19 protein-coding genes and 3 tRNA genes are annotated in these 25,199 nt (G+C 65.7%); 11 read left to right on the top strand and 11 right to left on the bottom strand.

Features of this window, described 5'->3' with window-relative positions; genetic code table 11:
* Positions 1-2: 2 nt before the first annotated feature.
* From nuoG to ASF65_RS02665, 9 genes are all read right to left on the bottom strand, one after another.
* Positions 3-2,078 (bottom strand): NADH-quinone oxidoreductase subunit NuoG, encoded by a 2,076-nt coding sequence (gene nuoG / locus ASF65_RS02710; protein ID WP_055884679.1) that lies wholly within the window; start codon positions 2,076-2,078, stop codon positions 3-5.
* A gap of 196 nt (positions 2,079-2,274) precedes the next feature.
* The gene (gene nuoF / locus ASF65_RS02700; RefSeq protein ID WP_055884673.1) at positions 2,275-3,582 is read right to left on the bottom strand and encodes an NADH-quinone oxidoreductase subunit NuoF; all 1,308 of its coding nucleotides are present in this window, start codon (positions 3,580-3,582) and stop codon (positions 2,275-2,277) included.
* Between the two features lie 14 nt (positions 3,583-3,596).
* Positions 3,597-4,787, bottom strand: coding sequence for an NADH-quinone oxidoreductase subunit NuoE (nuoE, locus tag ASF65_RS20680; protein ID WP_082505123.1), 1,191 nt, complete (start codon positions 4,785-4,787; stop codon positions 3,597-3,599).
* A 166-nt stretch (positions 4,788-4,953) separates the two neighbouring features.
* Entirely contained in the window at positions 4,954-6,144 is a 1,191-nt protein-coding gene (locus ASF65_RS02690; protein WP_055884670.1) for an NADH-quinone oxidoreductase subunit D, read from the bottom strand.
* Between the two features lie 177 nt (positions 6,145-6,321).
* Positions 6,322-6,915, bottom strand: coding sequence for an NADH-quinone oxidoreductase subunit C (locus ASF65_RS02685; protein ID WP_055884668.1), 594 nt, complete (start codon positions 6,913-6,915; stop codon positions 6,322-6,324).
* A gap of 7 nt (positions 6,916-6,922) precedes the next feature.
* Positions 6,923-7,501, bottom strand: coding sequence for an NADH-quinone oxidoreductase subunit B (locus tag ASF65_RS02680; protein ID WP_156369126.1), 579 nt, complete (start codon positions 7,499-7,501; stop codon positions 6,923-6,925).
* Positions 7,471-7,836: an NADH-quinone oxidoreductase subunit A gene (locus tag ASF65_RS02675; protein WP_055884662.1), complete on the bottom strand. Its 366-nt coding sequence runs from the start codon at positions 7,834-7,836 to the stop codon at positions 7,471-7,473. Before ASF65_RS02675 ends, ASF65_RS02680 begins: the two co-directional genes overlap by 31 nt.
* Before the next feature lie 297 nt (positions 7,837-8,133).
* Positions 8,134-8,210: transfer RNA gene (locus ASF65_RS02670), tRNA-Asp, on the bottom strand.
* A gap of 48 nt (positions 8,211-8,258) precedes the next feature.
* Positions 8,259-8,335 (bottom strand) — tRNA-Asp (locus ASF65_RS02665).
* Between the two features lie 279 nt (positions 8,336-8,614).
* On the opposite strand from ASF65_RS02665, the gene ASF65_RS02660 reads away from it, so the two are divergent.
* Positions 8,615-8,690 (top strand) — tRNA-Val (locus ASF65_RS02660).
* Between the two features lie 144 nt (positions 8,691-8,834).
* Here the strand turns inward: ASF65_RS02660 and ASF65_RS02655 are convergent.
* Both ASF65_RS02655 and purU read right to left on the bottom strand, forming a co-directional pair.
* Positions 8,835-11,396 carry an FAD-dependent oxidoreductase gene (locus ASF65_RS02655; protein ID WP_055884659.1) on the bottom strand — a complete coding sequence of 854 codons (2,562 nt, stop codon included), beginning with the start codon at positions 11,394-11,396 and terminating at the stop codon, positions 8,835-8,837.
* Between the two features lie 63 nt (positions 11,397-11,459).
* Positions 11,460-12,317 carry a formyltetrahydrofolate deformylase gene (gene purU, locus ASF65_RS02650; protein ID WP_055884656.1) on the bottom strand — a complete coding sequence of 286 codons (858 nt, stop codon included), beginning with the start codon at positions 12,315-12,317 and terminating at the stop codon, positions 11,460-11,462.
* A gap of 200 nt (positions 12,318-12,517) precedes the next feature.
* Here purU and ASF65_RS02645 point away from each other — a divergent pair, with 200 nt between their 5' ends.
* The 10 genes from ASF65_RS02645 (at position 12,518) to ASF65_RS02600 (ending at position 25,166) form a co-directional block, all read left to right on the top strand.
* Positions 12,518-13,579 (top strand): GlxA family transcriptional regulator, encoded by a 1,062-nt coding sequence (locus tag ASF65_RS02645; RefSeq protein WP_055884653.1) that lies wholly within the window; start codon positions 12,518-12,520, stop codon positions 13,577-13,579.
* Between the two features lie 170 nt (positions 13,580-13,749).
* Complete coding sequence (locus tag ASF65_RS02640; protein WP_055884651.1) at positions 13,750-15,003, top strand: sarcosine oxidase subunit beta family protein; 1,254 nt, start codon at positions 13,750-13,752, stop codon at positions 15,001-15,003.
* A gap of 15 nt (positions 15,004-15,018) precedes the next feature.
* The gene (locus ASF65_RS02635; protein WP_055884648.1) at positions 15,019-15,321 is read left to right on the top strand and encodes a sarcosine oxidase subunit delta; all 303 of its coding nucleotides are present in this window, start codon (positions 15,019-15,021) and stop codon (positions 15,319-15,321) included.
* Complete coding sequence (locus ASF65_RS02630; RefSeq protein ID WP_055884645.1) at positions 15,318-18,311, top strand: sarcosine oxidase subunit alpha; 2,994 nt, start codon at positions 15,318-15,320, stop codon at positions 18,309-18,311. The genes ASF65_RS02635 and ASF65_RS02630 overlap by 4 nt, the downstream gene beginning before the upstream one ends.
* Positions 18,312-18,324: 13 nt before the next feature.
* Positions 18,325-18,888 (top strand): sarcosine oxidase subunit gamma family protein, encoded by a 564-nt coding sequence (locus ASF65_RS02625; RefSeq protein WP_055884642.1) that lies wholly within the window; start codon positions 18,325-18,327, stop codon positions 18,886-18,888.
* Between the two features lie 113 nt (positions 18,889-19,001).
* Positions 19,002-20,387, top strand: a complete 1,386-nt coding sequence (locus tag ASF65_RS02620; protein ID WP_055884639.1) for an L-serine ammonia-lyase — start codon at positions 19,002-19,004, stop codon at positions 20,385-20,387.
* A gap of 34 nt (positions 20,388-20,421) precedes the next feature.
* Positions 20,422-21,606: a formaldehyde dehydrogenase, glutathione-independent gene (gene fdhA, locus ASF65_RS02615; RefSeq protein WP_055884636.1), complete on the top strand. Its 1,185-nt coding sequence runs from the start codon at positions 20,422-20,424 to the stop codon at positions 21,604-21,606.
* Between the two features lie 482 nt (positions 21,607-22,088).
* The gene (locus tag ASF65_RS02610; protein WP_055884633.1) at positions 22,089-23,096 is read left to right on the top strand and encodes an ABC transporter substrate-binding protein; all 1,008 of its coding nucleotides are present in this window, start codon (positions 22,089-22,091) and stop codon (positions 23,094-23,096) included.
* A 110-nt stretch (positions 23,097-23,206) separates the two neighbouring features.
* Positions 23,207-24,094 carry a proline/glycine betaine ABC transporter permease gene (locus ASF65_RS02605; RefSeq protein ID WP_055884630.1) on the top strand — a complete coding sequence of 296 codons (888 nt, stop codon included), beginning with the start codon at positions 23,207-23,209 and terminating at the stop codon, positions 24,092-24,094.
* Complete coding sequence (locus ASF65_RS02600) at positions 24,087-25,166, top strand: glycine betaine/L-proline ABC transporter ATP-binding protein (RefSeq protein WP_082505122.1); 1,080 nt, start codon at positions 24,087-24,089, stop codon at positions 25,164-25,166. Before ASF65_RS02605 ends, ASF65_RS02600 begins: the two co-directional genes overlap by 8 nt.
* Positions 25,167-25,199: the final 33 nt, after the last annotated feature.

Here is a 25,199-nt window from a genome sequence, read left to right as displayed (position 1 = left end):
CCTTACTCGGCCGCTTCGAGATGCTCGGCATGCGCGAGGCGCGAGCACTCCGCCATGACCTTCGAGGCCCGGGCGATGGGATTGGTCAGATAGAAGTCGCCGATGCCGGACTTGAACGCCGCCCCCGACGGGGTGCCCGCACGGTCGGCAAGATGTGTGATCGCGTTGGGATCGGCAGCCTGCAGCTCGGAACCGACGAAGATCGGATGAGCGCTCGCCAGATCGCGACGCAGCGCACCGAGCGAGTCGAACGGTAGCGCCTTGCCGAGCACGGCGGACAGGGCGCGGAAGATCGCCCACTCCTCGCGCGCGTCACCCGGCGGGAAGCCGGCACGCGAGCCGGTTTGCACCCGGCCTTCAGTGTTCACCCACGTCCCGGACTTCTCGGTGTAGGCCGCGCCCGGTAGAATGACATCGGCGCGATGAGCACCCTTGTCGCCGTGCGTTCCCACGTAGACGACGAAGGCGCCGGGCGCGATGTCGATCTCGTCCGCGCCGAGGTTGAACAGAACGTCGACGCCACCGGACACCATCTCGGCCGTCGCCTTGCCGCCCTCGCCCGGCACGAAGCCGATGTCGAGGCCGCCGACCCGGCTGGCCGCCGTGTGGAGGACGTTGAAGCCGTTCCAGTCATCGGACACCGCACCGATCTCGCGTGCCAGCGCTGCGATGCTGGCCAGAACGTCGGCACCGTTCTCGCCGGTGATCGCGCCCTGCCCCACGATAATCATCGGGCGGGCCGCGTTCTTGAGGGCGTCGAAGAACTCGCCGTTCGCGGTCTCGATGTCGGACAGCGTCTGCGGTCCCGCACCGAGGTAGGTGACGGCATAGCGCAGGTCCGACTTCTCGCCGATGAAACCGACCGGGAAGTCGCCGCGACGCCAGCGCTTGCGGATGCGCGCGTTGAGCACCGGAGCTTCGAAGCGCGGATTGGAGCCGATGATCAGCAGCGCGTCAGCCTGCTCGATGCCGGCGATCGTCGTGTTGAAAACGTAGGAAGCACGTCCGTCGGCCGGGTCGAGCTTCGCCCCGTCCTGACGGCAGTCGAGGTTGGGAGATCCGAGCTGGCCCATTAGGCGCTTTAGCGCCCACATGTCCTCGACGGCCGACAGATCGCCCGCGATCGCGCCGATCCGGTCCGGCGCGACGCCGGACACTTTCTGGCGAATGGCCTCGAACGCCTCGGGCCAGGACACCGGCTGGAGACGACCGTCGCGGCGAACATACGGACGGTCGAGGCGCTGCGTGCGAAGGCCGTCCCAGACGAAGCGGGTCTTGTCGGAGATCCACTCTTCGTTGACGAGGTCGTTGATGCGCGGAAGGATGCGCATCACCTCTCGGCCGCGCGTGTCGACACGGATCGCCGAACCGACCGCATCCATCACGTCGACCGACTCGGTCTTGGTCAGTTCCCAAGGACGGGCCTGGAAGGCATAGGGACGCGAGGTCAGGGCGCCGACCGGGCACAGGTCGATCACGTTGCCCTGAAGCTCGGAGGTCATCGCCTGCTCGAGATAGGTCGTGATCTCGGCGTCCTCGCCGCGACCAACGAGCCCGAGCTCGGAGATGCCCGCCACCTCGGTCGTGAAGCGAACGCAGCGCGTGCAGTGGATGCACCGCGTCATGATCGTCTTCACGAGGGGCCCGATGTACTTGTCCTCGACCGCGCGCTTGTTCTCCTGGTAGCGCGACGAGTCGACACCGAAGGCCATCGCCTGATCCTGGAGATCGCACTCGCCGCCCTGATCGCAGATCGGACAATCCAGCGGGTGGTTGATCAGCAGGAATTCCATGACGCCCTCGCGGGCCTTCTTCACCATGGGCGTGTTGGTGAAGATCTCGGGCGCCTCGCCATTCGGGCCGGGACGAAGGTCCCGCACGCCCATCGCGCACGACGCTGCAGGCTTCGGCGGACCGCCCTTCACCTCGATCAGGCACATGCGGCAGTTGCCGGCGACCGACAGGCGCTCATGGAAGCAGAAACGCGGAATCTCGGCACCCGCTTCTTCCGCCGCTTGCAGCAGCGTGTAGTGGTCGGGAACCTCGATCTCGTTGCCGTCGACTTTGATCTTTGCCATTTTCAGACCCGATCGAACTTGGCTTCCAAAGCGCATCGATCGCCGATTTCGCGGCAACCGGCGTCACTCGCCAGGTATAAAACCATTCTGCCGGTTACGGCATCGGACGCCTCTTCGAAAGGCGCGCGACGCTGATCCGGCAGTTCGTAGATTTCGCTCGGGAACACGAACCCTCGCGAAGCCGACATGCGAAACCCTATTCCGCCGCCTGCAGGATCGGCTTGCGACCCGTGTCGGCGTTGAGCGAGAACTCGTCGATGCGACGCTCGATCTCCGGGCGGAAGTGGCGAACCAGACCCTGGATCGGCCAGGCGGCGGCATCGCCAAGCGCGCAGATCGTGTGACCCTCGACCTGCTTCGTCACGTCGAGCAACATGTCGATCTCGCGCTTCTGCGCGTTGCCGACCACCATACGTTCCATGACGCGCCACATCCAGCCGGTGCCTTCGCGGCACGGCGTGCACTGGCCGCAGCTCTCATGCTTGTAGAAGTAGGCGAGACGGGCGATGGCGCGGACGATGTCGGTCGACTTGTCCATCACGATCACGGCGGCCGTGCCGAACGAGGACTTCACCTCGCGCATGCCGTCGAAGTCCATCGGCGCGTCGAGAATCTGCTCGCCGGGTACCAGCGGACAGGAAGAACCGCCCGGAATGACCGCCAAGAGGTTCTCGTAGCCGCCGCGAACGCCGCCGCAGTGACGGTCGATCAGCTCCCGGAACGGAATGCCCATCGACTCCTCGACCGTGCACGGCCGGTTCACGTGGCCGGAGATCGAGAAGAGCTTCGTGCCGGTGTTGTTCGGACGGCCGATACCGGCGAACCACCCGCCGCCGCGGCGCAGGATGGTCGGCGCGACCGCGATCGACTCGACGTTGTTCACCGTCGTCGGGCAACCGTAGAGGCCCATGTTGGCCGGGAACGGCGGCTTCAGCCGCGGCTGACCCTTCTTGCCCTCAAGACTCTCCAGCAACGCCGTCTCTTCGCCGCAGATGTAGGCTCCGGCGCCATGGTGGACGAAGATGTCCATGTCCCAGCCGCACTTGTTGTCGCGGCCGAGAAGTCCCGCCTCATAGCACTCATCGATGGCAAGCTGCAGCGCCTCGCGCTCGCGAACGTACTCGCCGCGGACATAGATATAGGCCGTGTGTGCGCCCATCGCGAAACCGGCGATCACGCAGCCCTCGACCAGCGTGAACGGGTCGTTGCGCATGATCTCCCGGTCCTTGCAGGTCCCGGGCTCGGATTCGTCGGCGTTGACCACGAGGTAATGCGGGCGCTCGCCGACTTCCTTCGGCATGAACGACCATTTCAGGCCGGTCGGGAAGCCCGCGCCGCCGCGTCCGCGCAGACCCGACGCCTTCATCTCGTTGATGATCCAGTCGCGGCCCTTGCCGATGATCTCGGCCGTGCCGTCGAAATGGCCGCGCTTCATCGCGCCCTTCAGGCTCTTGTCCCGAAGGCCGTAGATGTTGGTGAAGATCCGGTCCTTGTCCTGAAGCATGTTCCGATCTCCGCCTATTCCGAAGCCTTCGGCTTTGTGCCGCGACGACCCTTGGCCGGCTCGCCCTTGCCCCTGTCGGGACCCGGAACGACGTCGTCGGTATCCGTGCGCTGGCCTTCCAGCGTACCGGTCGCCGTGTGGTCCTTGCCCGAAAGGTCTTCCTTGCCGGTCGCGGCCGAGCCTCGATCGCTGTCGTCGACGAACTTTTCGTTGAGGACGACGGCGCTCTGCGCGCTCACGCCCTTCGTTGTCAGCGGGCCATCCGTGCGAGCCTCGCCCGACATGGTCTCCGCTTTCTTCTGTTCGGCGGCGGCGTTCGTCAGCTCGGCACCGGTCGGCCCCTGCTGCGTCCCGCCCGTCTTCCCGGAGGTGGCGGAATGGGTCGTCAGGTCGACGCTGGTCGCCTCTTCTGCCGCCGGATGGGTCTTCTCAACACCATCCGGACCTTTGATCGTCGGATCGGTTTCCGGAGCGTGCGTATCGACGCGACCGGCCTGCGAGGGTGCCGAGCCGGCCCCGCCGTCGCTCGGCGTGGAAGTGCCGCCGGTCTGCGGTGCCGTGCGAGCCTCGTCGGTACCGCTATCGTCGTCGTCGTTGAAGGTGTTCAGTGTCGTCAGGCCGCCCACGGGGACCGAAAGATGACGGTCGATCTGCGGACCCTTCTTCACGGCCGCCCCCTCGCCGCGATCGAACGCGTCGATGATCTCGGCCAGCCGCTCGGCGGTCAGGTCCTCGTAAGTGTCCTTGAACACCATGACCATCGGAGCATTCACGCAGGCGCCGAGGCACTCGACCTCTTCCCACGACAGCGTTCCACTCTCGTTCAGGTGAAACGGCTGCGGATGGATCTTCTCGCGGCAAACGCGCTTTAGATCGTCCGAACCGCGCAGCATGCACGGCGTGGTGCCGCACACCTGGATATGGGCGCGCGTGCCCACCGGCGCGAGTTGGAACTGCGTGTAGAAGGTCGCGACCTCGAGCACGCGGATCATCGGCATGCGGAGCCGCTGCGCGACGTGCTCGATGGCGGCCTTCGTCACCCAGCCGTCCTGCTCCTGCGCACGCATCAGGAGCGGGATGACGGCGGACTGCTGGCGCCCTTCGGGATATTTGCGGATCGTCGCCTCGGCCCATTCGGCGTTCTGCGCCGAGAAGGCAAAACCCTGAGGCTGAACGGCATCTTCCGCAAGACGTCTGACGGACATCGGACCTCGACTTCAGAACGGTTCCAACACACCCGTGTTGCGGCGCGTTCTAACACATTAAGCATGAAAGACCAGCGCCCGAACCCGTGCCGGACGCCGTGTCGTATAGATTTTCGATCGCCTTCCAGCGAGGCGATAGGGGCAATTCCAGCTGGCCGTTCCCGGTCTAGCGGTCGACCTCGCCGAACACGATGTCGCACGATCCGAGAATCGCGGAGACGTCGGCCAGCATGTGATTGCGGCAGAGGAAATCCATCGCCTGCAGATGGGCAAAACCGGGCGCGCGGATCTTGCAGCGGTACGGCTTGTTGGTCCCGTCCGCCACCAGATAGACGCCGAACTCACCCTTGGGCGCCTCGACGGCGGCGTAGACCTCGCCCTCGGGCACATGGAAGCCTTCGGTGTAGAGCTTGAAGTGGTGAATCAGCGCTTCCATCGAGCGACGCATCTCGCCGCGCTTGGGCGGCACCACCTTGCCCTCGGTCGAGGCGAAGGGGCCGGCCCGGTCGCGGCCCGCCAGCCGCTCGACGCACTGCTTCATGATCGCGACCGACTGACGCATCTCTTCCATGCGGATGAGATAGCGGTCGTAGCAGTCGCCGTTCTTGCCGATCGGAATGTCGAAATCCATCTGATCGTAGCACTCGTAGGGCTGCGACTTTCGCAGGTCCCACGCGGCGCCCGATCCACGCACCATCACGCCCGAGAAACCCCACGCCCAGGCGTCCTCGAGGCTGACGACGCCGATATCGACGTTGCGCTGCTTGAAGATGCGGTTCTCGGTCAGGAGTTCATCGATGTCGGCGAGGCGCGGCAGGAACTCGTCGCACCACACGCCGATGTCGTCGACGAGTTGCGGCGCCAGATCCTGGTGGACGCCGCCCGGCCGGAAGTAGGCGGCGTGGAGGCGAGCGCCGGAGGCGCGCTCGTAGAACACCATCAGCTTCTCCCGCTCCTCGAAACCCCAGAGCGGCGGGGTCAGCGCGCCGACGTCCATCGCCTGGGTCGTCACGTTGAGAAGGTGCGAGAGGATGCGGCCGATCTCGCAATAAAGAACGCGGATCAGCTGACCCCGGATTGGCACGTCGACGCCAGCCAGACGCTCGACCGCAAGGCAGAAAGCATGCTCCTGGTTCATCGGCGCCACGTAGTCGAGCCGATCGAAGTAGGGCATCGCCTGCAGATAGGTCTTCTGCTCAATCAGCTTCTCGGTGCCGCGGTGCAACAGGCCGATATGTGGATCGACCCGCTCGACGTTCTCGCCGTCAAGCTCCAGCACGAGGCGCAGCACGCCGTGCGCGGCCGGATGCTGAGGGCCGAAATTGATGTTGAAGTTCCGGACGTCGATCTCGGCCACGGTCAGGCACCCTGCTCGTTTGCGAACTGCGCGACAGTTTGCGCGCCCGTGATCCTACGGGCTTCGTTCGCGAAGGAATAATGCGACGACTTGTCGTCGACGGACTCGGGACCGCTGCTCGACGGACCCCGACGACCGAAGCCGCCGGACGGAAACGCGCCCTCGCCCGTCACCCTCTCAGTTCGCCTTCGCCTTCTCGTCGCCCGGCAGCATGTAGTCCGTGCCCTCCCACGGCGACAGGAAATCGAACTGCCGGAACTCCTGGCGCAACTCGACCGGCTCGTAGACCACCTGCTTCAGCTGCTCGTCGTAGTGGACTTCGACGAACCCGGTCAGCGGGAAGTCCTTGCGCAGCGGGTGCCCCTCGAAGCCGTAATCCGTGAGGATACGGCGAAGATCGGGGTGCCCGGTGAACAGGATTCCGTAGAGGTCGTAGGCCTCCCGCTCGAACCAGTCGGCGCCGGGGAAGACGCTGGTGATCGAGGGAACCGGGTCGTCCTCCCCGGTCAGAACCTTCACGCGGATGCGCTGGTTGAGGTACGGCGAAAGAAGATGGATCACCACCTCGAACCGCTCGACCCGCGCCGGGTAGTCCACGCCGCACAGGTCGACGAAGGACTTGAACTGGCACTGCGGATCGTCGCGCAGATGCGTGACGACCTCGACGAGGTGCTCCGGGGCGACGGTGAGGGTCAGCTCGTCCAGCCGGATGTCCGAGCCGACAAGCTTCTCGCCGAACAGCGGGATCAGATATTCCGAAAGCTCGTTCATGCGCCCCTCAACGCTCGATCGTTCCGAGACGACGGATCTTCTTCTGGAGAAGAAGCACGCCGTAGAGAAGCGCCTCGGCCGTCGGCGGGCAGCCCGGCACGTAGATGTCGACCGGGACCACGCGATCGCAGCCGCGCACCACCGAGTAGGAGTAGTGGTAGTAGCCACCGCCGTTGGCGCAGGAGCCCATCGAGATCACGTAGCGCGGTTCCGGCATCTGGTCGTAGACCTTCCGCAGCGCCGGCGCCATCTTGTTGGTCAGTGTGCCGGCGACGATCATCACGTCTGACTGGCGCGGCGACGCGCGCGGCGCGAAGCCGAAGCGTTCGCCGTCGTAGCGCGGCATCGACATCTGCATCATCTCGACCGCGCAGCATGCGAGCCCGAAGGTCATCCACATCAGCGAGCCCGTGCGCGCCCACTGGATGAGATCCTCGGTCGAGGTGACGATGAAGCCCTTATCGGCCAGTTCGTTGTTGACCTCGGTGACGAACGGGTCGGCCGCAGGCGCTACCTGCAGGTCGGACCGCGCGGCAAACGGGGCGGTACCGGGGTTCAATCCCATTCGAGGGCACCTTTCTTCCATTCATAGACAAACCCGACGGTCAGAACGCCGAGGAAGACCATCATCGACCAGAAGCCCGCCCACCCGAGATCGCCGAACGAGGCAGCCCAGGGAAACAAGAACGCGACTTCGAGGTCGAAGATGATGAAGAGGATCGACACCAGATAGAATCGGACGTCGAACTTCATGCGCGAATCGTCGAAGGCGTCGAAGCCGCACTCGTAGGCCGACAGCTTCTCGTCGTCCGGCGCCTTGAAGGCGAGCAGAAATGGCGACACGAGAAGCGCGACGCCGATCAGAAGTGCGACGCCGACGAAGATGACGATCGGCAGGTAGGATCCAAGAAGCTCGTTCACAAGCGGGTCTTCCTCTGAGCCGGGTGCGCCAAGTGCGCACACCGGCCGCGGCAGTGCGGCTTTGAAAACCTGACGGGGACGTATGTGATCAACGAACGCCTTCAATGCGTCCAACGGCCACGGCTCACGCCCTTCGCATTGCGGCGAGGATTAGACCCTTCCTAATGTGGACGCAAGCAGCATCCCCGGCCCCACGTCGTGCTCCGGGCAATCTTCGCGAAGGCGCGAACAGGACGCGAAACGACAGGGTTTCCCGGTCTGCGAAACAGACCATGAAGGCCATCAGAAGAGAGAAAATGGCGCGAGTGACGGGGCTCGAACCCGCGACCTCCGGCGTGACAGGCCGGCACTCTAACCGACTGAGCTACACCCGCGCATGTCGCCGCCCCATATCCGAGGCAACGTAGAAAGTCGAAATACGATGGCGCGAGTGACGGGGCTCGAACCCGCGACCTCCGGCGTGACAGGCCGGCACTCTAACCAACTGAGCTACACCCGCGCATCGTATTGTGTCGCTGGCGTGTCCGTCAGCGGCATGAGCGGTCGTTTACGGGCTCCCCTGCCGTCTGTCAACGCGCATTCGCAATGGATTTGAAAACGCTGACCGATCAGTGCGTTCGGCGCGTCTTGGAAAAAGAATCAAAGGGTTCGAACGGGCATTTTCCCCCACACCGCCGAGCAGCAACGCCGAATCTCTTTGTCGCGACGACACTGCGACTGCCCACGCGTCCAGCCACTTGACCGGACCTCGGCCGAGCGCGTAATTGCTGCCCTCGAAGGGCGATTAGCTCAGTTGGTAGAGCGCCTCGCTTACACCGAGGATGTCGGCAGTTCGAGCCTGTCATCGCCCACCATCCCCTTCCCGCTACCGATCGTTTTGCCGTGACTGGCGCACCTGCGTCCTAACGTCGATCGAGCGCCAGACGAAAATCGCCGCGGCACCCGTTGGGCGCCGCGGCGATTCGATTGTCGCTCCGATCTTTCGAACAGGGAGCCGGTCAGCTCCTCGGCTTGGCGTTGTCGGGGTCGTAGAGCGGCTTGTAGCCGACCGCGGCGACCTCGACCGGGAAGGCGTCGCCGAAATATTCGACGTCGAGCTTGCGCCCGACTTCGCAGTGGCTCCAGGGCAGATAGGCGAGCGCGATGTTCTTGCCGATGGTGGGCCCGTAGGCGACCGAGGTGGTGAAGGAGCGGCGACCGAGTTCGTCGACCAGCGTCTCGCCCGTGGCCGGATCGAGCACCGGCATCGTGCCGACGGGATAGCGCGGCACGCCCTTCGAATCGACGTTGTCGGTCATCACCAGAGTGCAAAGCATCGCCGGCTGGTTGGCGCGGGCGCGATACTCGATGTGTTTCGCCTTGCCGCGGAAGTCCGCCTCCTTGACCTTCGGGCGCGCGAGATCGGCCTCCAGAAGGTTGTACTCGGTCAGAAGGTCGGCGTTCTGCAGGCGCAGGCTCTTCTCCATGCGACGGGTGTTCGCATAGGTCTCGACCCCGACGGCGATCGCGCCGGTGGAGCGAAGGGCGTCCCAGACCGCAAGACCGTCCTCGTAGGCCATGTGCAGTTCCCAGCCCTGCTCGCCGACATACGAGATGCGGAATGCGGTGACCGACTTTCCGGCGATCGTGATCGGCCTGATCGCGGCGAACGGGAAGTTCTCGGGCGACAGGACGGACGGGTCGTCCAGCAGCTTGCCGAGGTTCTCGCGGGCGTTCGGACCCCAGATGCCGATCGTGATGTACTTTTCGGAAACGTCCGTGATCGTCACGTCGAGGCCGCGATCGGCAGCGGTGCGCCGCATGTACTGGAAGTCGCGCGGCCCGGCGTCGGCGCCGTTGATCATCCGGATTCGGTCGGCAATGCGGATGACCGTGAAGTCGGCCCGCACCATGCCCTCGTCATCGAGGAAGTGGGTGTAGATGCCCTTCCCGATGTTGGCGTCGCCGCCGATCTTGGCGGCGCACAGCCACTCCATCAGCTCGACATGATCCGGCCCCTCGATGTCGGTGATCGAGAAGTGCGACAGGTTGATGATGCCGCAGCTCTCGCTCATCTCAAGGTGTTCGGCGTTCGAGACGCGCCAGAAGTGGCGGTTGTCCCATTCGTTCTCGCGCACCGGAATGCGGTTGCCGTGCTTTTCAAGGAGGTGCTCGTTGGCAGCGTAGCCGTGGGCACGCTCCCAGCCGCCGAGCTCCATGAAGTAGCCGCCGAGCTCCTTCTCCCGCTCGTGGAAGGGCGAGCGGCGGATGCCGCGGCCGCCCGCGAAGGGCTCGCGCGGGTGCACCGGCGGATTGTAGATCTTGCGCGCCGTCTCGGTGCAGCGCTCCTCGATGAACTTCTCGTCCAGTTGGAAGCTCGCAAAGCGCGCGAAGTCGATGCGGTTGTGGTCGATCGCGGTGCGCCCGTCCGTCATCCAGTCGGCGATGAGCTTGCCCATGCCCGGGCCGTCCTTCACCCAAATGCCGACGCAGTACCAGAGGCCCCGCACCTTCTGGCTCTCGCCCATGGACGGACCGCCGTCGGTCGTGGTCTGGAGGAGGCCGTTGAAGGAGTGGCCCTCGTTGTAGCCGAGCTCGCCGAGGATCGGCGTCAGCTCCATCGCGCGCTCGAGCGGCTCGATGACCTGCTCCATGTCGAGGTCGCGCTGCGAGGGCGACAGGCGCGCCTGGTGCTTCTCGAGGAGTTCGCGCGGGTGCACGAGCCGCACGTTGTGCTCCTCGTAATAGCCCCACTCGATCTGCCCGCCCTCGGCGGTCTTCGGATCGCCGGTGTCGCGCAGATAAGCTGAATTGCCCTGGTCGCGGAGCAGCGGATAGCCGATCTCCTTGCCGGTGCCCGCGAACTCCTCATAGGGACCGAAGAAGGTGAGCGGATGGTCGACCGGCATCACCGGCAGGTCCTCGCCCGCCATCTCGGCGATCAAGCGACCCCACAGGCCCGCGCAGACCACGACGTGGTCGGCCATAATCGTCCCGCGGCTGGTGACGACGCCCTTGATGCGGCCGTCCTCGATCACGAGGGACTTGGCCGACGTGTTGGCGAAGGCCTGCAGCTTGCCCGCGTCGACCGCCTGGTCGACGAGCTTGCCGGCGACCGTCTGCGAGCGCGGGATGACGAGGCCGGCGTCGGGGTCCCAGAGGCCGCCCTGGACGACGCTTTCCTCGATCAGCGGCATCTTCGCCTTGATCTCGGCTGGCTCGATCAGGCGCGCGCGGGTGCCGAAGGCCTTGGCCGAGGCGACCTTGCGCCGGATCTCGTCCATGCGCTCGTCGTCGCCGACGCGCGCGACCTCGAGACCGCCGACACGGGCGTAGTGGCCCATCTTCTCGAAGAAATCGATCGAGTAGAGCGTCGTCCAGCAGCTCAGGAAATCGTGGCTGGTCGTGTAGCAGAAGTCCGAGGCATGGGCGGTCGAGCCGATGTCGGTCGGGATGCCCGATTTGTCGATGCCGACGATGTCGTCCCAGCCTCGCTCGACGAGGTGATGGGCGATCGAAGCGCCGACGATCCCGCCCAGTCCGATGATGACGACCCGCGCCTTTTCCGGGAAAGCAGCCATGTCCTTCTGTCCTTCAGTTCGCTGAGCGTAGGCGCCGCGCGCCGATGGCGTTCTGCGAGAGATTCACGGCGTGAAAACGACCGTGCGATGATGGTTGAGCATGACGCGGCCTTCGAGGTGATACTTCACCGCCCGTGCCAGAACGCGGGACTCGATGTCGCGCCCGGCCGCCACGAAGTCGTCGCCGGTCATCGCGTGGCTGACGCGCTCGGTTTCCTGTTCGATGATCGGCCCTTCGTCGAGATCGGCCGTCACGTAGTGCGCGGTCGCCCCAATCAGCTTCACCCCGCGCTCGTGCGCCTGGTGATAGGGCTTGGCGCCCTTGAAGCTCGGCAGGAAGGAGTGGTGGATGTTGATCACCATGCCGAACAGCCGGTTCGACAGATCGTTGGAGAGAACCTGCATGTAGCGGGCGAGAACGACGAGTTCGGCGCCGGTCGCCTGAACGAGCTCGATCAGCTGCTGTTCGCGCTCATCCTTGTTCTCCTTGTTCACCGGCCAGTAGTGGAAAGGAATGCCCTCCTGCTCGGCGGTGCGGCGCGAGCCCTCGTGGTTCGAGACGATCGCCGCGACCTCGGCGTTCAGCCAGCCGACCTTGATCTGGTAGAGAAGGTGTAGGAGCGCGTGGTCGAACTTCGAGACCATGATGATGATCTTCGGGCGGCGCGACAGGTCCTCGAGCTTGATGCGCATGTCAAAGCGGTCGACCGAGGGCTTCAGGGCAAGGTCGAGAACGGGTTGTGTGGTGGCTTCGGGCGCCGCGACCGCGATGCGAACGAAGAGCTGGTTGGTCTGGCGATCGCAGAACTGGTTGGCCTCGACGATGTTCGCCCCGCGCGAGGCGAGCGCGGTGGCGAGCGCCGCCGTGATGCCGGGCTGGTCGAGACAGCTGAGCTTGAGGATGAACTTGTTCTCGGCCATCACGGACTACTCGACTGGGAGGAAGGAACGAAAGGCGGAATCTCAGCGCGTTCGGCGGGGCATCCGGTGGATCGCGCCCGGGCAAGTTCGGCTCGCAGGAGGTAGCATTGCGACACCGATCGGCCCTCGGACAGGACGTTTGCGTCAAGACCGGATTAGCAGTACGACAGTTCGGCGAGAGCGCTCGGCGAGGATGGCTGATGGACGCGAAGGTTGGCGAGAGCCGCGCAAGTTCACAGGTTTCCGCGGTCTACAAACCGCGAAAGACCACGGCGCGCCTTTCGGTCGGCTTCATCCTGGCCAAACGCTTCACCCTCTGCGCCTTTGCCAATTTCGTTGATGTCCTGCGGCTGGCCGCCGACGAGGGCGACCGAAGCCGTCCCATCATGTGCAATTGGAACGTCCTTTCGGACACGATGAGTGCGATTCCGTCGAGCAGCGGCGTGTCCGTGCAGCCGAACGAACGGCTCGGGGATCCGACCAAGTTCGACTATATCGTGGTTGTCGGTGGGGTGATGGACGACCTGTCCGGTCTGGGGGCGAACTACGTGTCCTATCTCGCGAGGGCGGCAGCCGCTGGCGTTCCGCTGATCGGCCTTTGCACCGGGGGGTTCCTCCTTCACAAGGCCGGCCTGATGAAGGGCTATCGCTGCTGCGTCAGCTGGTTCCACCACGCCGACTTCCTCGAACAGTTCGACGGGCTGGATCCCGTCTCCGACCAGATCTTCATCGACGACGGCGAGCGCCTGACCTGCTCGGGCGGTGCCAGTTCGGCGCATCTGGCGGCCTATCTCGTGGAACGCCACGTCGGCCGGGCGCAGGCGAGCAAGAGCCTCCACATCATGATCATCGATGATGCTCTGCGGCCGGAGAAGCCCCAGCCCGGCGTGTCGATGGATATCTCGACGCGCGATCCGATGGTGATGCGGGCGCTGCTCCTGATGCAGCAGAACATCGATACGCCGCTGTCCGTCGCCGAACTCGCCAAGCGGATGGGGCACAGCAAACGCCAGCTGGAGCGGCACTTCCGCTCGGCGCTCGGGGCCTCCCCGCAAGCGGCCTTTCTGCAGATCCGGCTGACCTTCGCGCGCCATCTCATCGAGACGACCGACAAGCTCGTGGCCTCGATCGCGGTCGAATGCGGCTTCTGCGATTCTTCGCACCTCAGCCGCATGTTTCGCCAGCGCTTCGACATGACGCCGCAGGAGGTCCGACGTCAGGCGCAGCAGTCTGCCCTGATCGGCGAGGCGCAGGCCGCCTGAACTCAGGGGACCGGGCGAACACGCGTCCACGTTTGTCGCCCTCCGTTCTCGGGTGCCTCGACTAGGGCGCAATGCTGGTTCTTAAAGTGCGACCCGATTGACGCAAATGTCCTGTCTCCGGCAGGGCATTGTCGCAATGATACCCCGGCAATGGTCGTTTGAGGTTCGCGATGACCCGCTTCTCCTTCCCGTCGCTCGTGTCGAATGCGCTGTCCGGACACAAGAACTGGAAGCCGCAATGGCCGGATGCCGAGCCGAAGGCGGAGTACGATGCGATCATCGTTGGCGCCGGCGGCCATGGGCTGGGCGCGGCCTACTACCTCGCCAAGGAGCACGGGATCACCAACGTCGCGGTGATCGAGAAGGGCTGGCTCGGAGGCGGCAACACCGGTCGCAACACGACCATCATCCGCTCGAACTACCTCTACGACGAAAGCGCGATGCTCTACGAGCATTCGATGAAGCTCTGGGAGAACCTCACCCAGGAGCTGAACTACAACGTCATGTTCTCGCAGCGCGGCGTCATGATGCTCGCGCACAACGTCCATGACGTTCAGAGCTTCAAACGGCACGTCCATTCGAACCGCCTCAACGGCATCGACAATGAATGGCTGACGGCCGAAGAGGCGAAGGAATTCTGCCCGCCTCTCGATATCTCACCGAACGCCCGCTACCCCGTGATGGGCGCCGCGCTTCAGCGGCGTGGCGGTGTGGCGCGCCACGATGCGGTGGCCTGGGGCTATGCACGCGGCGCGGCGGCCATGGGCGTCGACATCATCCAGAACTGCCCGGTGACCGCGATCCGCCGCGATGCCGCGGGTCACGTGTCCGGCGTCGAGACCGCGCGGGGCTTCATCAAGGCCAAACGGGTCGGCGTGTCCGCCGCCGGCAACACCTCGGTCGTGATGGAATCGGCCGGCGTCCGCCTGCCGCTCGAGAGCTACCCGCTCCAGGCCCTCGTGTCGGAGCCGGTCAAGCCGATCTTCCCGTGCGTCGTCATGTCGAACACCGTGCACGCCTACATCTCGCAGTCCGACAAGGGCGAGCTCGTCATCGGCTCGGGAACGGACCAATACGTGTCCTACAGCCAGCGCGGCGGCCTGCCGCTGATCGAGCATACGGTCGCGGCGATCTGCGAGATCTTTCCGATCTTCACGCGCATGCGGATGCTGCGCAAATGGGGCGGCATCGTCGACGTCACGCCGGATCGCTCGCCGATCATCGGCAAGACCCCGGTTCCGGGCCTCTTCGTGAACTGCGGCTGGGGCACCGGCGGCTTCAAGGCGACGCCGGGCTCGGCCAACGTCTTCGCGCACACGATCGCGCGCGGCGAGCCACACCGGATCAACGCGCCGTTCACGCTGGAGCGCTTCGGCACCGGCCGGTTGATCGACGAGGCGGCCGCGGCCGCGGTCGCGCACTAAGAGGGGGTTCGGACCATGCTTCTCATCCGTTGCCCCTACTGCCGTTGCGAACGGCCCGAGGTCGAGTTCGCCTATGGCGGCCAGGCGCATATCGCGCGTCCCGAGAACCCGTCCGTCCTCTCCGACGACGAATGGCGCGACTTTCTCTACATCCGTGACAACCCGCGCGGGAAGCACCACGAGCGCTGGCGGCACATCCACGGCTGCGGACGCTTCTTCAACGCCGTCCGCGACACCGTCACCGACAAGTTCCTGACGACCTACGAGGCCGGCAAGCCGCGCCCCGAAGAAGCCGCACCCGAGGAGGTCCGGGCATGAGCGATTTCCGCGTAGCTCATCGCGGCCGGGTCAACCGCAACCGGCGCGTCAGCTTTTCCTTCAATGGGCAGACCTTCAACGGCTTCGAGGGCGATACGGTCGCCTCGGCGCTGCTCGCCAACGGCGTCCACCTCGTCGGCCGCTCGTTCAAGTACCACCGCCCGCGCGGCATCCTCTCGGCCGGCTCGGAAGAGCCGAACGCGCTGCTCGGCGTCGACCGCGGGCCGGGCCGCTTCGAGCCGAACACGCGCGCGACCGTGCTCGAAATCTCGAACGGGCTGAAGACGTCGAGCCAGAACCACTGGCCGTCGCTGAAGCGCGACGTCGGGGCCGTGAACGACGCCCTCTACATGCTGTTCTCGGCCGGCTTCTACTACAAGACGTTCATGTGGCCGAAGTCCTTCTGGAACAAGGTCTACGAGCCGGTGATCCGCGGCGCCGCGGGCCTCGGCAAATCGCCGACCGAGCCCGATCCTGACCGCTATTCCAGCCGCTTCGTGCACTGCGACGTACTCGTCGTCGGCTCCGGTCCGGCGGGTCTGGCCGCCGCGCTCGAAGCCGGGCGTTCCGGCGCGAAGGTGATGCTGGTCGACGAACAGGCGGAGTTCGGCGGGTCGCTCCTGTCCGAAACCGACGCGTCGGTCGACGGCGGCACCGGCTGGGCCTTCCTCGAGAAGGCGGTCGGCGAGCTTTCGGCCCTGCCGAACGTCACCCTCCTGCCGCGCACCACGGCTTTCGGCTACTACCACCAGAATTTCGTCGGCCTTTGCCAGCGGCTGACCGACCACCTTCCGTCCGCGCCCGAAGGCGCCCCGCGCGAGCGCATGTGGAAGGTGCGCGCCAAGCAGGTCGTCCTCGCACAGGGGTCGATCGAGCGCCCGCTCGTCTTCCACGGCAACGACCGGCCCGGCGTGATGCTGGCGGGCTCCGCGCGCAGCTACCTCAACCGCTACGGCGTGAAGGTCGGCAACGACGTCGTCGTCGTCACCGGCCACGACAGCGCCTGGCTTGCCGCGCTCGACCTCGCCAGGGCGGGCGTCAAGGTGTCGGCGATCGTCGACATTCGATCCATCGTCGACGCCGAGCTGAAGGCGGAAGCGGAAGCGGCCGGGATCGAAGTCCTGCAAGGCTGGACCGTGACCGGAACCAAGGGACGCCTGCGCGTCGAGTCCGTCCGCGTCACGCCGGTCAACGGCGGTGCGGCCCAGGCTCGCACCCTCCCCTGCGACGCGCTGCTGATGAGCGGCGGCTGGACGCCGAGCCTTCACCTCTTCTCCCATACGCAGGGCAAACTGGAATGGCGTGAGGACGGTCAGACCTTCCTTCCCGCGACCCAGAAGGAAGAGTGCCGCTGCGTCGGTGCCGGAAACGGCGATTTCGGCCTGGCCAACGCTCTGGCGGGCGGCGCGAATGCCGGCGCGGCGGCTGCCTTCGACGCCGGCTTCCCCACCCGTTCGAGCAGCTACGACGTCGGAGGCGAGCGTCGCCTGACGGGCGTGGCCAGCCGTGAACTGCCGACCGACCTCAACCCGTCGAAGGCGAAGGCCTTCGTCGACTTCCAGAACGACGTGACCGCCAAGGACATCCGTCTGGCCGTGCGCGAGGGCTTCCGCTCCATCGAGCACATCAAGCGCTACACCACCAACGGCATGGCGACCGACCAGGGCAAGACGTCTAACATCAACGGTCTCGCTATCGCGTCCGACGCCGTGCAGCGCCCTGCCCCGGCCGTCGGTCTCACGACCTTCCGGCCGCCCTACACGCCGACGACCTTCGGCGCCTTCTGCGGCTACAACCGTGGCCGCCTGTTCGACGTGACGCGCAAGACCGCAATCGACGCCTGGGCCGAGGAGCACGGCGCGGTGTTCGAGCCGGTGTCGTTGTGGCGGCGCGCCTGGTACTTCCCGAAGACCGGCGAGGACATGCACGCGGCCGTCGCGCGCGAGTGCAAGGCGACGCGCGAATCCGTCGGCATCTTCGACGCCTCGACGCTCGGCAAGATCGAGATCGTGGGTCCGGACGCGGCCGAGTTCCTGAACCGGATGTACACCAATCCCTGGACGAAGCTCGAACCCGGCCGCACGCGCTATGGCGTTCTGCTCGGCGAGGACGGATTCATCCGCGACGACGGCGTGATCGGCCGCCTGTCGAAGGACCGCTTCCACGTGACGACGACGACGGGCGGTGCCGCGCGCGTGCTCAACATGATGGAGGACTATCTCCAGACGGAGTTCCCCGAGCTCCGGGTCTGGCTGACCTCCACCACCGAGCAGTGGTCGGTGATCGCGCTGAACGGCCCGAACGCCCGTAAGCTGCTCGAGCCGCTGATCGAAGGCATCGACCTGTCGGACGACGCCTTCCCGCACATGTCGATCGCCGAAGGCAAGATTGCCGGGGTACCGACGCGCCTGTTCCGCATGAGCTTCACCGGAGAGCGCGGCTATGAGGTCAACGTGCCCGCACGCTTCGGCCGCGCGATCTGGGAAAAGCTGATCGAGGCCGGCAAGCCCTATGGCATCACCCCCTACGGCACCGAGACGATGCACGTGCTGCGCGCCGAGAAGGGCTACATCATCGTCGGCCAAGACACGGACGGCACGTTGACGCCGGACGACGCGGGCCTTGGCTGGGCGATCGGCAAGACGAAGCCGGACTTCGTCGGCAAGCGCTCGCTGAGCCGGCCGGACATGCTGAAGGCTGACCGCAAGCAACTCGTCGGCCTCCTGACCGAGGACCCGAAGACGGTCCTCGAGGAAGGGGCGCAGATCGTGCTCGACCCGAACCAGCCGGTACCGATGAAGATGGTCGGGCACGTGACGTCCTCCTACTGGAGTGTCGCGCTCGGCCGGTCCATCGCGCTCGCGGTGGTGGAAGGCGGCAAGGGACGCATGGGCGAGACCGTCCACATCCCGATGCCGAACGAGACGCTGCGCGCGACGGTGACCGGTACGGTCTTCTTCGATCCCGACAACTCGCGCCTGAGCGCCTGAGGAGGACGCCACGATGTTTCAGGAACGTCACCCTCTCGTCGGCCGCGAACTCTCCGTCGCCCGTCGCACCTCCGTCGCGATCCGCGCGCTCGACAACTGCGCGCGCTACAATCTGCGGATCGCGCCGTCCGATCTCGGCGCGGCGGCCGCCGCCTGGGGCTCCGATCTGCCTGCGGCGATCGGCGAAGCCCGCGCCACGTCGTCGGGTCGTCTGGCCGCCTGCATCGGTCCGGACGAGTGGTTCCTGATCGCGCCGCTCGCGGATCAGGACGCGATCGAAAAGGCGTTCGCCGATCTCTACGCGACGACGATCCACAGCCTCGTCGATGTCGGCCACCGCGAGGTCGGGATCGCCATCGAGGGGCCGGAGGCCGCTGCGGCTCTCCAGTCGTGCATCGCGGCCGAGGTGGCCCTGATGCCGGTCGGCAGCGCGCGCCGGACGATCATCGACCGCGTTCAGATCATCCTCTTCCGCGAAGCGGAGGACCGCTTCCGGATCGAGGTCTGGCACTCGTTCGCCGATCACGTCTGGCATCTTCTCGCCGGCATCTGCCGCGAGTTCGAACTCGGGCTCTGACCCCGCCGGAGGCCGGGGCGCGGCAGCGTTCCGACCGATCGCCGATACCGACGACGGCCGGCGCGCCGGGAGGGCGCGCCGAACGGCTTTCCTCCGAAGCGTGAGCGGCCTCCGTGTTCCTCAGTGTTTTCGACGTCTTCAAGATCGGGATCGGCCCCTCCTCTTCGCATACGATGGGGCCGATGACGGCGGCCGGCGCCTTCCTCGACCTCCTGCGCGGCTCTCCGTCAGCGCAATCCGCCGCGGCGGTCCGGGTCAGTCTTCACGGCTCTCTCGCCTTCACGGGCAAGGGCCACGCGACCGATCGGGCCGTGGCGTTCGGTCTCCTCGGCTGGGTGCCGGCAGACATCGACATGACGCGGGCCGAGGACGAGCTTGCCGCGCTCAGCGAAGAGTGCGTCCTGCGGCACGCCGAGCTGCCGCCCCTCGCCTTTGACCCGGCACGGGACATCGTCTTCGATTTCGGGCAGCCGCTGCCCGGGCATGCCAATGGTCTGATCTTCGCGGCCTACGATCGGGACGGGCGCGAGATCCTGTCGGAGACCTACTACTCGATCGGCGGCGGCTTCGTCGTGACGGCGGCGGAGCGTGATCAGCCGACGGCTGTCGATCCTCACGGCGATACCGTCTGGCCCTACCCCTTCCGCAATGCTGCGGGCATGCTGCGGATGGCGCGCGAGAGCGGGCTGACGATCGCGGAGATGAAGCGGGAAAACGAAACACAGCTCCGCTCCCACGCGGATGTCGATGCCGGCGTAAACCGCATCTGGGCCGTGATGAGCGACTGCATTGATCGCGGTCTATCGATCGACGGTGAACTGCCCGGAGGGCTGCGCGTGCGTCGGCGGGCCCGGCGGATTCACGAGCAACTGTTGGCCGAGAAGCTGCGCAATTTCAGCCAGCCGCACGGGGCGTCGGACTGGCTGAGCGTCTATGCGATGGCCGTCAACGAGGAGAACGCGGCCGGCGGGCGGGTCGTGACCTCTCCCACCAACGGCGCGGCCGGCGTGGTGCCGGCGGTCCTGCGCTACTATCTCGACAACTGCCATGGCGGTTGTCGATCCCGGGTTCCCGACTTCCTGTTGACCGCGGCCGCCATCGGCGGTCTGATCAAGCACAACGCGTCGATCTCGGGGGCCGAGGCCGGTTGCCAGGGCGAGGTCGGCTCCGCTGCCGCGATGGCCGCCGCGGGTCTCTGCGCGGTCCTCGGCGGAACGCCGGAGCAGATCGAGAACGCGGCGGAGATCGCGCTCGAACACCACCTCGGCATGACCTGCGATCCCGTCGCGGGTCTCGTGCAGGTGCCCTGCATCGAACGCAACGGCATCGGCGCCACCAAGGCGGTCGCCGCCGCCTCGCTGGCGCTTCGCGGCGACGGTTCGCACTTCATGCCGCTCGACAACTGCATTGAGGCGATGCGGCAGACGGGCGAGGACATGAACCTGAAATTCAAGGAAACCAGTCTGGGAGGACTGGCCGTCAATCTGCCGGAGTGCTGAACGCCGCGCGGATGAACTCTGGGAGGAGACGAATATGAGCAGCAATCGGGGTGTGGTCTATCTGGAGCCCGGCAAGGTCGAGGTCCGAAACATCGACGACGCCAAGCTCGCGGCGCCCGATGGCCGCCGCATCGAGCACGGCGTCATCCTGAAGGTCATCTCGACCAACATCTGCGGCTCCGACCAGCACATGGTTCGCGGACGCACCACCGCCGAGCCGGGCCTCGTCCTCGGCCACGAGATCACCGGCGAGGTGATCGAGAAGGGCATCGACGTCGAGATGCTCGAGATCGGCGACATCGTCTCCGTGCCGTTCAACGTCGCATGCGGACGGTGCCGCTGCTGCAAGTCGCAGGACACGGGCGTCTGCCTGACGGTCAACCCTTCGCGGGCCGGCGGCGCCTACGGCTATGTGGATATGGGCGGCTGGATCGGCGGCCAGGCGCGTTACGTCACGGTTCCCTATGCCGACTTCAACCTCCTGAAGTTTCCGGATCGCGGCCGGGCCATGTCGAAGATCCGCGACCTCACCATGCTGTCCGATATTCTGCCGACGGGCTTTCACGGCGCGGTCAAGGCGGGCGTCGGCGTCGGATCGACCGTCTATGTCGCGGGCGCCGGGCCCGTCGGTCTCGCGGCCGCGGCTTCGGCCCGCATTCTCGGCGCGGCCGTCGTGATGATCGGCGATTTCAACAAGGATCGGCTCGCCCACGCCGCCAGGATGGGCTTCGAGCCGATCGATCTCTCGAAGCACGACAGGCTGGGCGAGATGGTCGCGGAGGTCGTCGGCACGAGCGAGGTCGACAGCGCGATCGATGCGGTCGGCTTCGAGGCCCGCGGGCATTCCGGCGGCGAGCAGCCGGCGATCGTTCTCAACCAGATGATGGAGATCACCCGCGCCGCCGGCTCGATCGGCATTCCGGGTCTCTACGTCACGGAAGACCCCGGCGCGGTCGACAGCGCGGCCAAGCAGGGCAGCCTGTCGCTCCGCTTCGGCCTTGGCTGGGCGAAGGCGCAGTCGTTCCACACCGGCCAGACCCCGGTGTTGAAGTACAATCGGCAGCTGATGCAGGCGATCCTCCATGACCGCCTGCCCATCGCCGACATCGTGAACGCGAAGATCATTCCGCTCGACGATGCCGCCGAAGGCTACGAGACGTTCGATCAGGGCGCTGCCGTGAAGTTCGTCCTCGATCCGCACGGCGAACTGGCCGCCTGAAACGGGATTTCGCGGGACGGACGGCTCGGCGCCGCTTCGACCCGCCTTGTCCCTTCGAGCCACTTGCGTCACGCTGCCGCACACGAAATGATCCGGCGGCCTGCGTCTGGCCTGCTCCGATAATGATGAACTCTTTCCCTCATCCGGGAACTGAGGGACTGTCGCGTGCCTGATTACAAAATAGCCAAACCGGAGCAACGCCGCGCCTCTGCTCAGATCGTCGCAATGAATCTATCCGAGTGTCGCATTGGTCCTATGGGTTGGTTGATGCCCCGATAGTCTCAGGCGTGAAGCGATCGTCGCCACGAGAGGCCGGCGCCGACGTCGCACCGAACACCGAGGCGGGTCCGGGTAAGGCACCGTATCCGTCTCCACACGTCGCGGGCTCGAGCCCGAACCGCGATTTGATCAGAACTCAGGCGTATCCCGGCCTATGGCGCCGCCGGGTAGGCCCCGTCCCCGCGCCGCAGGAGTATCGACTGATGAAGCACCTCTTGGCATCGACCGTCCTTGCGCTGGCGTTCAGTTCGGTGGGTACCCTCGCCGCTCACGCCGCGGGAGACTGCAGCGAGGTCACCGTGGCGGCGATGAACTGGCAGAGCGCCGAAGTGCTCGCCAGCCTCGACAAGTTCATTCTGGAGAAGGGCTACGGCTGCGAGGTGTCGGTGATCTCCGGCGACACGGTTCCGACCCTCACCTCGATGGCGGAGCGCGGTCAGCCGGACATCGCGCCGGAAGGATGGGTCGATCTGGTGCCCGAGGTGATCAACCGCGGCCTCAGCGAGAAGAAGCTCGTGGCCACCGGCCATGCGCTGTCCGACGGCGCGCAGCAAGGTTGGTTCATCCCGAAATACGTGGCCGACGCTCATCCCGACATCAAGACCATCGGCGACGCCCTCAAGCATCCCGAACTGTTCCCGAACCCGGAAGACAAGAGCAAGGGCGCCGTCTTCAACGGTCCGCAGGGCTGGGGCGGAACCGTGGTGACCGCGCAGTTCTTCAAGGCCTACGACGCGGCGAACAAGGGCTTCACGCTCGTCGACACCGGCTCGTCGGCGGGCCTCGACGGCTCGATCGCGCGCGCCAACGAGAACAAGCAGGGCTGGCTCGGTTACTACTGGGCTCCGACGGCTATCCTCGGCCGCTACCCGATGGTCCGCCTCGGCTTCGACGCGCCGCACGACGCGGCGGAGTGGAAGCGCTGCAACTCCAACGCGGAATGCCCGGATCCCAAGCTCAACGAGTGGGTGGCCGATAACGTCGATACGGTGGTGACCACGAAGTTCGCCGAACGCGCGGGCGAGCCGGTGATGACCTATCTCGGCAAGCGGTCCTGGACCAACGCCACGGTCAACGAACTGCTCGCCTGGATGACCGACAACCAGGCCAACGGCGACGACGGCGCCAAGCACTTCCTCGAGACCAAGAAAGACGTCTGGACGAAGTGGGTCACGCCGGAAGCCGCATCCAAGATCGAGGCGGCGCTCTGACCTCTCGCTGAACCGTTCCAGCGCTCTCGCGCAGCTCCGCACGTGTCGACGGGCGGAGGAGCGCGAGAGCAACGGGAAGCCGAAACGAAGCACGGACCGGGAGCTGAGCGATGGACTGGTTGTGGACCTTTCCCCACATGGACGACAACCATCTGCGGATGCTTCGCTCGACCATCGACGACAACTTTCGCAGCTTCACACGGGCCTGGGGCGATCCGATCCAGGCCCTCTTTGAGCCGCTGCGTATACTTCTGGTCTGGATGGAATGGGTGATGCTCGCCACGCCGTGGCCGATCATCATCCTGGCCGTCGCCGCCCTCGCCTGGGCCGCGAGCCGTCGCTGGCCGATCGTGATCGGCTCCGTGCTGACGCTTCTCCTGATCGGCTATTTCGACATGTGGGAAGACACGATGCGGACGATCTCGATGATCATCGTCTGCACCCTGATCTCGCTCGTCGTCGGCATTCCCGTCGGCATCGCCATGGCGCGGTCGGGTCGGGTCCGCGGCGTCATCAGCCCGATTTTGGATGTGATGCAGACGTTGCCGAGCTTCGTCTACCTCATCCCCGTCGTCATGCTCATGGGCATCGGCCGCGTGCCGGGGCTGATCGCGGTCGTGATCTACGCGATCCCGCCGATCATCCGGCTCACCGACCTCGGCATCCGCCTCGTCAACAAGGAGGTTCTGGAAGCGTCGGACGCCTTCGGTTCCTCGTCCTGGCAGAAGCTCGTCAACGTCCAGCTGCCGCTGGCCATGCCGACCATCATGACCGGCATCAACCAGACCATCATGATGGCGCTCGCCATGGTCGTCATCGCCTCGATGATCGGCGTCCAGGGCCTCGGCCAACCGGTCTTGCGCGCGATCAACAACCAGTATTTCACGATGGGCATCTTCAACGGTCTGGCGATCGTCGGGATCGCGATCATCTTCGATCGCATCAGCCAGGCGTTCGGCCAGCGCCTGCAGCGCCACAAGGAGCACGGGCATGCTTGATACCGCAACGCCGGTTCAGCGCGCGGCTCCTGGCCGGCAGGAGACGACGAAGGATTACGCGATCGAGATCCGCGGTTTGTCGAAGGTGTTCGGCAAGACTCCCGAAAAGATCGTCCCGCTCCTGAAACAGGGAGTGACGAAACAGGAGATCATGGAGGTGCACCAGCACGTCCTCGGTCTGAACGACATCAACATCTCGATGCCGGCCGGCGCGATACAGGTCATCATGGGTCTCTCGGGGTCCGGCAAGTCGACGCTCATCCGGCACATCAACCGCCTGATCGACCCCAGTGTCGGAGAGGTGCTGGTCGCCGGCGTCGACGTCTGCAAGATGACGCCGAAGGAACTGCGTGAGTTCCGGCGTCACAAGACGGCGATGGTGTTCCAGCAGTTCGGCCTCTTGCCTCATCGCACCGTGCTCGACAACGCCGTCTACGGCCTGCAGCTCCAGGGCGTGCCCCGCGCGCGCCAGGTGGAGGCCGCGATGCACTGGCTGAGCCGAGTCGGGCTGTCGGGGTTTGAGAACCACTATCCGCACCAGTTGTCCGGCGGCATGCAGCAGCGGGTCGGCCTCGCGCGCGCGCTCGTCAACGACGCGCCGATCCTCCTGATGGACGAGGCGTTCTCGGCGCTCGATCCCCTCATCCGGGTCGACATGCAGTCGATCCTCCTCGGTCTCCAGAAGGAAATTCGCAAGACGGTCGTCTTCATTACCCACGACCTCGACGAGGCGCTGCGGCTGGGTGACCGGATCGCGATCCTGCGCGACGGCGAGGTGGTGCAGCAGGGCACGGGCCAGGAGATCGTCCTCTCGCCGGCCGACGACTACATCATGGAGTTCGTTCGCCACGTGAACCGCGGGAAAGTGGTCCAGTTGGCCGCGGTGGTGGACGGGCAGCCCGTCCCGGCCGGCGTGGAAAGCATCGAACTTCCGTGCAGCACGCTTCTGGAGACGGCGGTGTCGGCGCTTCTCGCCTCGGGCAAGCCGATGATCGTGGTGCGGAACCCTCACGGCGAGGTGCTGGGAAGCCTGACCCTGCCGAAGGTGGTGTCGGCGATGGTCGGCCCCTGATATCACGGCGACGGCGAGGACGATCTGCATCTT

Origin of the sequence: Aureimonas sp. Leaf324, from assembly GCF_001423245.1 — a bacterium.
Classification (GTDB): Bacteria; Pseudomonadota; Alphaproteobacteria; order Rhizobiales; family Rhizobiaceae; genus Aureimonas.
This window is presented reverse-complemented; position numbering and strand designations above follow the sequence as displayed.

Excerpts from the sequence above, each read along its gene's own strand:
- ASF65_RS02680 (WP_156369126.1), bottom strand. The coding sequence starts at position 7,501 with ATGGAAGAAAGGTGCCCTCGAATGGGATTGAACCCCGGTACCGCCCCG.
- purU (WP_055884656.1), bottom strand. The coding sequence starts at position 12,317 with ATGGCCGAGAACAAGTTCATCCTCAAGCTCAGCTGTCTCGACCAGCCC.
- nuoG (WP_055884679.1), bottom strand. The coding sequence starts at position 2,078 with ATGGCAAAGATCAAAGTCGACGGCAACGAGATCGAGGTTCCCGACCAC.
- ASF65_RS02630 (WP_055884645.1), top strand. The coding sequence starts at position 15,318 with ATGAGCGATTTCCGCGTAGCTCATCGCGGCCGGGTCAACCGCAACCGG.
- fdhA (WP_055884636.1), top strand. The coding sequence starts at position 20,422 with ATGAGCAGCAATCGGGGTGTGGTCTATCTGGAGCCCGGCAAGGTCGAG.
- ASF65_RS02645 (WP_055884653.1), top strand. The coding sequence starts at position 12,518 with ATGGACGCGAAGGTTGGCGAGAGCCGCGCAAGTTCACAGGTTTCCGCG.
- ASF65_RS02655 (WP_055884659.1), bottom strand. The coding sequence starts at position 11,396 with ATGGCTGCTTTCCCGGAAAAGGCGCGGGTCGTCATCATCGGACTGGGC.
- ASF65_RS02625 (WP_055884642.1), top strand. The coding sequence starts at position 18,325 with ATGTTTCAGGAACGTCACCCTCTCGTCGGCCGCGAACTCTCCGTCGCC.
- ASF65_RS02685 (WP_055884668.1), bottom strand. The coding sequence starts at position 6,915 with ATGAACGAGCTTTCGGAATATCTGATCCCGCTGTTCGGCGAGAAGCTT.
- ASF65_RS02640 (WP_055884651.1), top strand. The coding sequence starts at position 13,750 with ATGACCCGCTTCTCCTTCCCGTCGCTCGTGTCGAATGCGCTGTCCGGA.
- ASF65_RS02600 (WP_082505122.1), top strand. The coding sequence starts at position 24,087 with ATGCTTGATACCGCAACGCCGGTTCAGCGCGCGGCTCCTGGCCGGCAG.
- nuoF (WP_055884673.1), bottom strand. The coding sequence starts at position 3,582 with ATGCTTCAGGACAAGGACCGGATCTTCACCAACATCTACGGCCTTCGG.
- ASF65_RS02635 (WP_055884648.1), top strand. The coding sequence starts at position 15,019 with ATGCTTCTCATCCGTTGCCCCTACTGCCGTTGCGAACGGCCCGAGGTC.
- ASF65_RS02605 (WP_055884630.1), top strand. The coding sequence starts at position 23,207 with ATGGACTGGTTGTGGACCTTTCCCCACATGGACGACAACCATCTGCGG.
- nuoE (WP_082505123.1), bottom strand. The coding sequence starts at position 4,787 with ATGTCCGTCAGACGTCTTGCGGAAGATGCCGTTCAGCCTCAGGGTTTT.
- ASF65_RS02610 (WP_055884633.1), top strand. The coding sequence starts at position 22,089 with ATGAAGCACCTCTTGGCATCGACCGTCCTTGCGCTGGCGTTCAGTTCG.